The organism is Nocardioides sp., assembly GCF_036401255.1.
Taxonomy (GTDB): domain Bacteria; phylum Actinomycetota; class Actinomycetes; order Propionibacteriales; family Nocardioidaceae; genus Nocardioides.
The window spans coordinates 1-9869 of the sequence record NZ_DASWVI010000491.1; the positions used below are offsets into that span (position 1 = coordinate 1).

Sequence of the window (9869 nt, forward strand, 5' to 3'; positions counted from 1 at the left end):
CCACGGGAGGGCCAGCAGCAGGATCACCAGCATCAGGATGACGCCGTCGATGAGGGAGGCGCCCACCCGGTGCCACCAGCCGGCCAGCGGCGCACCGTCCGGCGTCGTCGACCGGCCGCCGACCTCGCCCTCCGCCCCGTAGGCTGTCGGGGAGCGTTCCCCGGGAGGGAGACGCCCATGGTCTCCCTTCTGGGAGGGAGCAACGCCCCGGCCGCCGCGAGGCAGCCGGGGCGTTGATCGATCAGGCCAGGTCGCCGAGCAGCTCGGCCTCCGCCTCCTCCTGCGCGGTCGGCTCGCCGTGCAGGGCGCGGCGGATCGTCGGCGTTCCCGCGGCGACCACGACCACGCCGATCGTGACGGCCGCGGCGCCGAACCAGAACGGCGCGTGCACGTTGACGTGCTCGGCCAGCTTGAGCGCGACGTACGGTCCGACGGCGCCCCCGGTGAACCGCAGGAAGGAGTACGCCGCGGACGCGACGGGCCGCTCGACCGGAGCGGCGCCCATGACGGCCTCGGTCACCAGGGTGTTGTTGACCCCGATGAACGCACCGGCCGCGATGATGCCGGCGGCCACGACCGGCTCGTGCTCGGCGTACACCGCGATCACGACGAGGTCGGCGGCGAACAGCGCGAGCACCGCGGTCAGCGCCGGCATCGTGCCGAACCGCCGCTGCAGGACCGGGGCGGCCCAGACCGAGGTGAGCGCGAGCAGCACGCCCCACCCGAAGAACGTCCAGCCGACGTCCATGATGTCGAAGGTCGGCAGCGCGAACGGCCCGGCGGCCAGGAGCGTGAAGAACCCGAGGTTGTAGAAGATCGCCACGATGCCGAGCAGCAGCAGCGCCCGGTGGCGCAGCGCCCGGAACGGGTCCGCGAGGGAGGTGCGCCGGCCGGTCGGTGGAGTTGTGGGCAGGAACAGGGCGGTCGCGACCAGCGCCACCGTCATCAGCGCCGAAACCCCGAAGAATGGGCCGCGCCACGACTGCTCGCCGAGGAGGCCGCCGAGCAGCGGGCCGGACGCGATGCCGAGGCCGAGCGCCGCCTCGAACAGGATGATCGCCTGCGCGACCGAGCCCGCCGACGCGCTCACGATCGTGGCGAGGGCGGTCGCGACGAACAGCGCGTTGCCCAGGCCCCAGCCGGCGCGGAAGCCGATCACGGCGCCGACCGAGCCCGAGGCTCCGGCCAGCCCGGCGAACACGATGATCAGCACCAGTCCGGCCAGCAGCGTGCGCTTGGGGCCGATCCGGCTGGAGACGACCCCGGTGACCAGCATCGAGACGCCCATGATCGCCATGTAGCTGGTGAAGAGCAGCGAGACCTGGCTCGGTGTCGCCTCGAGCTTGACCGCGATCTCCTTGAGGATCGGGTCGACCAGGCCGATCCCCATGAAGGCGATCACGCACGCGAACGCGACGGCCCAGACGGCGCGGGGCTGCTTGAGGAACGAAGTCACGAACTGCCTTTCTGGAGGAGCGCTCGCAGCACGGCGACCGCCGTGCGGAGGTCCTCGGTGGTGAGGGAGGGATCGTCCCGGACGAGGGTGGCGATGTGCTCGCCGTACCGGCGCCGGATCCGGTCGAGCTCGGCGCGGCCGACGTCGGTGAGCGCGACGACCGTGGCGCGGGCGTCGTCCGGGTTGGGCGCCTTGGTGACCCAGCCGCGCTCGACGAGGTCGGCCACCGCTCCGGACATGGAGGGCTGGGCGGAGCGGTCCAGGTCGGCCAGTCGGGTGATGCCGAGCGGACCGTGCTCGTCGAGCAAGGACAGGACCCGCATGCCCGCGGGCAGCTCGAGCTCGCGGCGTACGGCGCGCATCAGGCGCGCCGCCTGCACGATCAGGTCGCTGGCGAGCTCGGTGTCGGTCACGCGGGACATAATGCATCGGAAACCTATGTGATTCCCGTCGGGCAGGATGTGGTCGTGGTCACGTACGTCGGGTTCCTGCGGGCGATCAACCTCGGCGCGAAGCGGAAGTTCCCGAAGGACTCGATCCGCGCGGCCGTTGAGGCCGCCGGCGGGTCGAACGTCGAGACCTACATCAACACCGGCAACGTCCGCTTCGACCTCCCCCTGCGCTCGCGCGCGAAGGTCGAGGCTGCGCTCGAGGAGGCGTTCCGCGCCGACCGCGGCTTCGAGGTGCCCACGATCGTGTTCCGGCCGGCGGAGGTGGTCGAGATCGCCGCGCGCGCGTCGGCGTTCGGGCACGGCGGCCGGCACTACGTCTCGCTGCTCAAGCAGGAGCCGACCGCCGAGGGAGTCGCTGCGGTCGAGGCGCTCTCCGCCGCCGAGGAGGTGGCGAAGGTCGCGGGCCGCGCCGTGCACCTCCTCCTGGGCGCCAACTACCACGAGGCTCGGCTCACCAACGCCGTCATCGAGAGGCACCTCGGGGTGGCCACGAACAGAAATCTGACCGTTATCGAGGCGTTGGCCGACAAATGGTGTCGGTGATCTGCGGTTGGTGGTAGGACGTTTCCTGTCCCTTTGGATTTCAGGAGGAAACCGTGTCCCAACCCATGCCGTCACGTCGCGCCGTCCTCGCCGGTGGTGTCACCGGGGGAGCCGCGCTGGCTGCGTCCGGCTACGTCGCGCCGTCGTACGCCGAGGAGGTGGATGCCCGGACCGCGAAGCGGCGGGTCCGGCTGACCGTGCTCGGTACCACCGACCTGCACGGCAACGTCTACAACTGGGACTACTTCAAGAACAAGGAGTTCGACAACTCCGCCCACGACGACATCGGCATCGCCAAGGTCGCCACGCTCGTCAAGGCGATGCGGGCCGAGCGCAAGGGCGAGCCGATGCTCACCCTCGATGCCGGCGACACGATCCAGGGCACGCCGCTGGCCTACTACTACGCGCGGATCGCGCCGATCACCGAGGGTGGCATCCACCCGATGGCCAAGGCGATGAACCTGGTCGGCTACGACGCCGCCGCACTCGGCAACCACGAGTTCAACTACGGCCTCGACACCCTGCGGACCTTCGAGGACCAGCTGGACTTCCCGCTGCTCGGAGCCAACGCGGTCGACCCGGTGACCGGGCTGCCGGCGTTCCCGCCGTACTTCATCAAGACCTTCCGGGTCGGCCGGGGCCGCAAGGTCAAGGTCGGCGTGCTCGGCCTCACCAACCCCGGCATCGCGATCTGGGACAAGGCCAACGTCGAGGGCAAGATGGAGTTCCCGGGTCTGGTCGAGCAGGCCAAGAAGTTCGTGCCCAAGCTGAAGGCCAAGGGCTGCGACCTCGTGATCGTCTCGGCCCACTCGGGTGCGGACACCTCCTCGTCGTACGGCGACGCGCTGCCGTTCCCCGAGAACGCCGCCTCCCTCGTCGCCGAGCAGGTGCCGGGAGTCGATGCGATCCTCGTCGGCCACGCGCACAAGGAGATCCCTCAGCGGTTCGTGCGCAACCTCAAGACCGGCCAGCAGGTGCTGCTGTGCGAGCCGTACTACTGGGGCATGCGCCTGGCCGTGATGGACTTCGTGCTGCACGAGTCCTACGGCAAGAACGGCCGACAGAAGTGGCAGCTCGTGGGCAGCGGCTCGCAGCTGCTCAACTCCAACACCGTCGACGCCGACGCCGCCGTCGCGGCCGCGGTGCAGGAGCAGCACGACACCGTGGTGTCGTACGTGAACAGCCCGATCGGCACCTCGGCCGAGGCGATGTCCGCGGCGCGGGCCGTGGTCGAGGACGTGCCGATCATCGACTTCGTGAACTTCGTCCAGGCCGACGCGGTCAAGGCCGGCCTCTCCGGCGCGGCCGCGGCCCTGCCGGTGCTCTCGATCGCCGCGCCGTTCAACCGTAGCGCGTCGTTCCCCTCCGGAGAGGTGACCGTGCGCGACGTCGCCGGGCTCTACATCTACGACAACACGCTGCTCGGTGTGCAGGTCTCGGGCGCGGACGTGAAGGCCTACCTGGAGTGGTCGGCGCGCTACTTCAAGAAGGTCACCGGCACCGGGCCGTTCGAGATGAGCCAGGTCACCAACGCGGTGACCACCACGGCGCCGAACGGGACTCCTGACTACAACTACGACGCGATCGCCGGGCTCGACAAGCCGCTCACGTACAAGATCGACATCGCCCAGGAGGTCGGCAGCCGGATCCTCGACCTGGCCTACGACGGCAAGCCCGTGGCCGACGCCGACCAGTTCGTGATGGCCGTCAACAACTACCGCCAGTCCGGCGGCGGCGGCTTCCCGGCGGTCTCCACCGCGCCGGTCGTCTACAACCGGCAGAACGAGATCCGCCAGCTGCTCATCGACTGGGTGACCGCCCACGGCACCATCGACCCGACCCAGTTCGCCTCCGTCGACTGGCAGCTGGTCTCCGGGGGTCAGCCGATCACCGTGAACTGATTCCCGCCGCCCGTTGTAACGCGGGGTTAGCGGATCTGGTGACCCCCTTGTAAGGGGTTCCTAGATCCAACAACCCCGCGTTACATGCGGAAGGGGGCCGATCACCATGCACAGCGGGCGTCCGGACGGCGTTGTCCACCGCGGGGCTCTCGAGGTCGGCGAGGTCGGCTGTGGGTGGGCGACGGTGGGGCGATGCAGCCCGGATCCGCGTACTACTTCGCCCAGCAGCACTGCCTGATCCTGCGTCGCCAGGCGCGGGCGTCGGGCATGACCGACGACGAGATCAACGCCCTGCTGCGGCGCGGCGAGTGGGTCGCCGTACGCCGCGGGGTCTACACGACCCGGGCCCACTGGGAGTCGCTCGAGCCGTACGTCGCGCGGCCGCAGCTGGAGGTCTGGGCGGCACTGCTCACCAAGCAGACCCCGCAGATCGCCAGCCACGACTCCGCGGCGTACCTCCAGGGACTCGACATCCTCGAGGCCAGCCCCAGACTGGTGCACATCACCCGGCACGGGGCGCTCGGCGGCCGCACCCGGCACGGCGTCAAGCACCACAAGGCGCCGATGGAGCCGGGACAGATCGTGTTCGTCGACGGCCAACCGGTGCTCGACATCCCGCGTACCGTCGCCGACATCGCGCGCGAGCACGGGCTGCGGCACGGGATCGTCGCCGCCGGCTCTGCCCTGCGTGCAGACGTCACCCGGCGCGAGCTCAGGGCGGCGATCGCGCCGATGCGGAGCTGGCCGAACGTCACGCTGGTCAGGCGCGCGGTCGAGTGGGCGGACGGTCGGTGCGAGAGTCCCGGCGAGGACCTGACGCTGCTGATGCTCAAGCAGCTGGGCATCGGCGACGTGGAACCTCAGTTCGGCCTCCAGGAGAACGGCCGACTGGCCTGGCTGGACTTCCGGATCCGTCGCCACTTCGTCGAGTTCGACGGCCACCTGAAGTTCCGGCCCGTGCGCGAGGGCGGACTGGCCACCCAGGCGCCCGACGAGGTGTTGTGGAAGGAGAAGCAGCGCCAGGACTGGGTGTGCGGGTTCAAGACCGGCATGTCCCGCCTGACCTGGGTCGACGTCCAGCCCGACGCGTGGGCTCAGACCCAGGCCCGGCTGCTCCGCGAGATCCTGGCCACCGATGCGCTGTTCGGCACCTCGATCGACGACCTGGCGCCGTACCGCGTGCGTCACCCGCGCCGCCGTCCGCGCCGCTGACCCCCGCCGACCCGCCGCATCCTGCGGCCCGCCAGCTGTAACGCGGTGTTGTTGACTCTGGTGACCCCCTTGTAAGGGGGTTCCTAGATCCAACAACCCCGCGTTACATGCGGGGGGCGAGCGGGGGAGGTGCGGCTACTCCCCGCGGAACACCGGCCGCCGGCGCTCGGAGAAGGCGCGCATGCCCTCGGCGGCGTCGGCGGTGCGCAGCAGCACGGTCTGGCCGGAGCGTTCGCGCTCGAGGGCGTCCTCGAGTCCGGGGAGGGTGGCCGCGTTGATCGCCTTCTTGGTGGCGGCGTACGCCAGCGGGGGACCGGCGGCCAGGCGCGCGGCCAGCGTGTCGACGAACGTCTCGAGCTCGTCGTCCGGGACCAGGTGGCTGACCAGGCCGGCGGCGTACGCCTCCTCGGCGGCGAGAGGTTCGGCGAGCAGCGCCATCCGCATCGCCCGGGCCCGGCCGATCGAGGCGGCGACGCTGAGCGAGGCGCCGCCGTCGGGCATCAGCCCGATCCGCGAGAACGCGAGGAGGAACGACGCCGAGGAGCCGGCCACCACCAGGTCTGCGGCGAGTGCGGTGGAGCAGCCGACGCCGGCCGCGACGCCGTTGACGGCCGCGACGACGGGCTTCGGGCAGGACGTGATCGCGCGCACGATCCGGTTGGCCCGGTCCAGCGCCGAGACGTCGAAGTGCTCGTGCGCGTCGGCGCCGGAGATGTCGGCGCCCGCGCAGAACGCCGACCCGGCGCCGGAGATCACGACGACCCGCACGTCCTCGCGACCGGTCGCCGTCTCGAGCGCGCCGGCGAGGTCGTCGGCCATCTCCCCGGTGAGCGCGTTGAGCATCTCCGGCCGGTCGAACCTCAGCCGCAGCACCCCGTCGGCGGAATCGACCTCCAGGTCAGGCAACGCTCACCCCGGCGGCACGCATCTCGTCGAGCGCCGCGGCCGTGGTGTCCGGAGCGACGCCGGCGCACAGGTCGGTGAGCACCCGCGTGGTGAAGCCCTCGCGCACGGCGTCGAGCGCGGTGGTGCGCACGCAGTAGTCGGTGGCGATGCCGCAGACGTCGGTCTCGGTCACGCCGTGCGCGCGCAGCCACTCGGCGAGCGGGACTCCGTCGACCGTGCGCCCCTCGAAGCCGGAGTACGCCGCCTGGTGCTCGCCCTTGAAGAAGATCGCGTCGAAGGGCTGAGGGTCGAGGTTGGGGTGGAACGACGCGCCGTCGGTGCCGACCCGGCAGTGCACGGGCCACGAGTCGCGGTAGTCCGGTTCGCGCGACCAGTGGTCACCGGGGTCGATGTGGTGGTCCTTGGTGGCGACCACGTGCGCGTACTCCGGCGCGTCCGGCGCGTGCGCGCTCCACAGGTGGAGCACCTCGGCGATGTCGGAGGCGACGCGTGCCCCGCCCTCGACCGGCAAGGACCCGCCCTCGCAGAAGTCGTTCTGGACGTCGACGACGAGCAGGGCGCGCTTGATCTGGCTCATGCCCGCGAGTCTGTCACCCCGCGACGGGGGAGCGGGAGGGCTCGTCAGCCGGGCCCGCCGCCTCCGAGGCGGGGTCGAGGGCGACCGCGATCGCGCCCATCACCTCGGCCCGCTCGCCGAGAGCGCCGCCGACCACGGTGATCGCCGCGGCCGTCGTCGGCTGGGCGTACCGGTCGAGCGCGTCGCGGATGCCGGCCTGCAGCGCCGGCGCGCCACCGAACGCGCCGCCGACGACGACGAGCCCGGGGTTGAGGAGGTTCGCGATCGTGGCCAGCACCCGGCCGATCCGGCGCCCGAAGTCGTTGAGCGCTCGCGTCGCCCCGGCGTCGCCCGCCTCGGCCAGCTCGAGGACGCGGGGCACGGTCAGCTGCTCGTCGTACGCCGGCTGCAGCAGCGAGACGAGCTTGGGCCCGGACACCTCGGTCTCCAGGCAGCCGCGGCTGCCGCAGCGGCACATCACGCCATTGACGTCGACCTGGACGTGGCCGAGCTCGCCGGCGATCCCGGTGCTGCCGGTGACCAGGCGGCCGTCGACGATGAGCCCGCCACCGATGCCGGTGGAGGCCTTGACGTAGATCAGGTCACGGTGGCCCCGGGCCACGCCGTACGCCAGCTCGCCGCGGGCGCCGAGGTGCGCGTCGTTGTGGACCCGGGCGATCAGGCCGGTGCGGCCCGCGAGCTCGTCCGCGGGCCGCAGGCCGCGCCAGGTGGGCAGGATCCCCGAGGTCATCCGGCCCTCGCGGTCGACCGGGCCGGGGATGCCGAGGCCGACGCCGCGGACATCGTCGCGGCGGTGCCCGGACTCCTCGAGCAGCTCGTCGAGCAGGCTCGCCACCCGGTCCATCGACCCGTGCGGGGAGTCGTCGACGTCGAGGGTGACCGAGCGCTCGAGGACGATCGCGGAGTCGGGCCGGGCCAGGGCGACCCGCACGTGCCGGTGGCCGACGTCGATGCCGGCGACGACGCCGGTCAGCGTCGCGAGCTCGATGAGGATCGGCGGGCGCCCGCTGCCGCCCTTGTACGGCGTACCGCGGTCGAGCCGCTCGACGACCACACCCTCGTCGAGCAGCTGGACGACCAGGCTGGAGACCGTCGAGCGGGACAGGCCGGTGCGGCGCATGAGGTCGGCGCGCGACAGCGAGCCGGCCTGCTCCAGGATCGACACCACGAGCGCGAGGTTGGCCGCGCGCAGCCCGCCGAGTGATCCACCGTGAGCCATGGGGCGATGGTAGCCGATTAGTTCGGACTCGGCACATAACAGTTTGGTATTTTCCGGAATTTCATTCTTGACCCGAACTAATAGGGGCTCCTAGCGTGACGAGCAGGAGCACCTCGGTCGGGCTCCTGCGAACTTTCGCGCGGTGTCCCACCGGAGGATCGCGAAGGCGCCCCAACCCGAAAGACCGACCTATGGAGGAAAGATGAATCGCACGCGACGCGCGTTGAGCGCGATGGTCGCGGCCGGGGCGCTGGTGCTCCTGGCCGCCTGCGGCGGAAGCGACAGCGAAGGCGACAACAACAGCTCGTCCAACGGCGGCGCCGAGAGCGGCGAGGTCGAGGTCTTCACCTGGTGGGCCGAGGGCAGCGAGAAGGCCGGCCTCGACGCGTTGGTGGCCGTCTTCAACGAGCAGCACCCGGACATCAAGTTCGTCAACGGCGCGGTCGCCGGTGGTGCGGGCAGCGACGCCAAGAACGTGCTCGCCTCGCGGCTGCAGACCAACGACCCGCCGGGAACCTTCCAGGCGCACGCCGGCGCCGAGCTGACCGACTACATCAACAACGGGCAGATCGAGGACCTGACCCAGATGTTCGAGGACAACGGCTGGAACGACTACTTCCCGCAGACCCTCCTCGACCGGCTCACGATGGACGGCAAGATCTACTCGGTGCCCTCCAACATCCACCGCGCCAACGTGGTGTGGGCCAACCCGGCCGTCCTCAAGGACGCGGGCGTCGACCCCGAGGCGACGTACGCGAGCCTCGACGACTGGATCGCCGACCTGCAGAAGATCAAGGCGGCCGGCAAGATCCCGCTCTCGATCGCGACCGACTGGACCCAGGTCCACCTGTTCGAGACCGTGCTGCTCGCCGACCTCGGCGCCGAGGGCTACAACGGGCTCTGGGACGGCACGACCGACTGGGCCGGTGACGAGGTGGGTGCCGCGCTCGAGGACTACGAGACCCTGTTCAAGATGACCAACCAGGACCGGCAGTCCCTCGACTGGCCGGACGCCACCCAGCTCGTGATCGACGGCGACGCCGCGTTCAACGTCATGGGTGACTGGGCGGTGGCCGCGTTCGAGGAGCAGGGCAAGAAGCTCGGCACGGACTACCTGGCCTACCCGGTGCCCGGCACCGACGGCGTCTTCGACTTCCTCGCGGACTCGTTCACGCTCCCCGTGGGTGCTCCCGACCCCGACAACACCGAGGCCTGGCTGTCGACCGTGGCCAGCCCCGAGGGTCAGACCGCCTTCAACATGAAGAAGGGCTCGATCCCGGCGAACATCGAGGCCGACACCTCCGGGTTCGGCGACTACCAGCAGACCGCGATCGAGTCGTACGCCAACGACGACATCGTCTCCTCGCTGGCGCACGGCGCCGCCGCCCCGATCAGCTGGCTGACCGACATCACCTCGGCCGTCGCGAAGTACGGTTCGACCGGTGACCTCGGTGGCTTCCAGGACGACCTGGCCGCCGCGGCCGAGAAGAACGCAGGCTGATCCTGCTCGGTCGGCCCGGCCCCTGTGGTCGGGCCGACCGGTTCGGACCAGACGATCGAACCCGATCCCGACAAGGAGTGCATGGTGAATCGAGGATGGCGA

The 9869-nt window shown here is 70.8% G+C and carries 9 protein-coding genes; 4 read left to right on the top strand and 5 right to left on the bottom strand.

All coding sequences use genetic code 11. The annotated features are described in order from the left end of the window. Positions 1-241 precede the first annotated feature (241 nt). Both VGD85_RS22705 and VGD85_RS22710 read right to left on the bottom strand, forming a co-directional pair. Positions 242-1456 (bottom strand): MFS transporter, encoded by a 1215-nt coding sequence (locus tag VGD85_RS22705; protein WP_331065705.1) that lies wholly within the window; start codon positions 1454-1456, stop codon positions 242-244. Beyond that, the gene (locus VGD85_RS22710; protein WP_414690856.1) at positions 1453-1869 is read right to left on the bottom strand and encodes a MarR family winged helix-turn-helix transcriptional regulator; all 417 of its coding nucleotides are present in this window, start codon (positions 1867-1869) and stop codon (positions 1453-1455) included. Before VGD85_RS22710 ends, VGD85_RS22705 begins: the two co-directional genes overlap by 4 nt. Positions 1870-1923: 54 nt before the next feature. Between VGD85_RS22710 and VGD85_RS22715 the strand changes: the two genes are divergently transcribed. The 3 genes from VGD85_RS22715 (at position 1924) to VGD85_RS22725 (ending at position 5564) form a co-directional block, all read left to right on the top strand. After that, positions 1924-2451, top strand: coding sequence for a DUF1697 domain-containing protein (locus VGD85_RS22715; RefSeq protein WP_331065707.1), 528 nt, complete (start codon positions 1924-1926; stop codon positions 2449-2451). A gap of 53 nt (positions 2452-2504) precedes the next feature. Next, complete coding sequence (locus tag VGD85_RS22720; RefSeq protein ID WP_331065708.1) at positions 2505-4352, top strand: bifunctional metallophosphatase/5'-nucleotidase; 1848 nt, start codon at positions 2505-2507, stop codon at positions 4350-4352. Between the two features lie 192 nt (positions 4353-4544). Further along, positions 4545-5564 carry a type IV toxin-antitoxin system AbiEi family antitoxin domain-containing protein gene (locus VGD85_RS22725; RefSeq protein WP_331065709.1) on the top strand — a complete coding sequence of 340 codons (1020 nt, stop codon included), beginning with the start codon at positions 4545-4547 and terminating at the stop codon, positions 5562-5564. A gap of 135 nt (positions 5565-5699) precedes the next feature. On the opposite strand, the gene VGD85_RS22730 is transcribed toward VGD85_RS22725, so the two are convergent. From VGD85_RS22730 to VGD85_RS22740, 3 genes are read right to left on the bottom strand one after another with little or no spacing between them, the layout of a single operon-like run. Further along, positions 5700-6470: an enoyl-CoA hydratase gene (locus VGD85_RS22730; RefSeq protein WP_331065710.1), complete on the bottom strand. Its 771-nt coding sequence runs from the start codon at positions 6468-6470 to the stop codon at positions 5700-5702. Then, positions 6463-7038, bottom strand: coding sequence for a nicotinamidase (locus VGD85_RS22735; RefSeq protein ID WP_331065713.1), 576 nt, complete (start codon positions 7036-7038; stop codon positions 6463-6465). The genes VGD85_RS22730 and VGD85_RS22735 overlap by 8 nt, the downstream gene beginning before the upstream one ends. A 22-nt stretch (positions 7039-7060) precedes the next feature. Beyond that, a complete protein-coding gene (locus VGD85_RS22740) occupies positions 7061-8266 on the bottom strand; it encodes an ROK family transcriptional regulator (RefSeq protein WP_331065711.1) in 1206 nt (401 codons plus the stop codon). 202 nt (positions 8267-8468) lie between these two features. On the opposite strand from VGD85_RS22740, the gene VGD85_RS22745 reads away from it, so the two are divergent. Further along, positions 8469-9767 carry an ABC transporter substrate-binding protein gene (locus VGD85_RS22745; protein ID WP_331065712.1) on the top strand — a complete coding sequence of 433 codons (1299 nt, stop codon included), beginning with the start codon at positions 8469-8471 and terminating at the stop codon, positions 9765-9767. The last annotated feature ends 102 nt before the right edge of the window (positions 9768-9869 follow it).

Bases quoted from the DNA above. Each gene is read 5' to 3' on its own strand.
- VGD85_RS22740 (WP_331065711.1), bottom strand. From the start codon at position 8,266: ATGGCTCACGGTGGATCACTCGGCGGGCTGCGCGCGGCCAACCTCGCG.
- VGD85_RS22745 (WP_331065712.1), top strand. From the start codon at position 8,469: ATGAATCGCACGCGACGCGCGTTGAGCGCGATGGTCGCGGCCGGGGCG.
- VGD85_RS22725 (WP_331065709.1), top strand. From the start codon at position 4,545: ATGCAGCCCGGATCCGCGTACTACTTCGCCCAGCAGCACTGCCTGATC.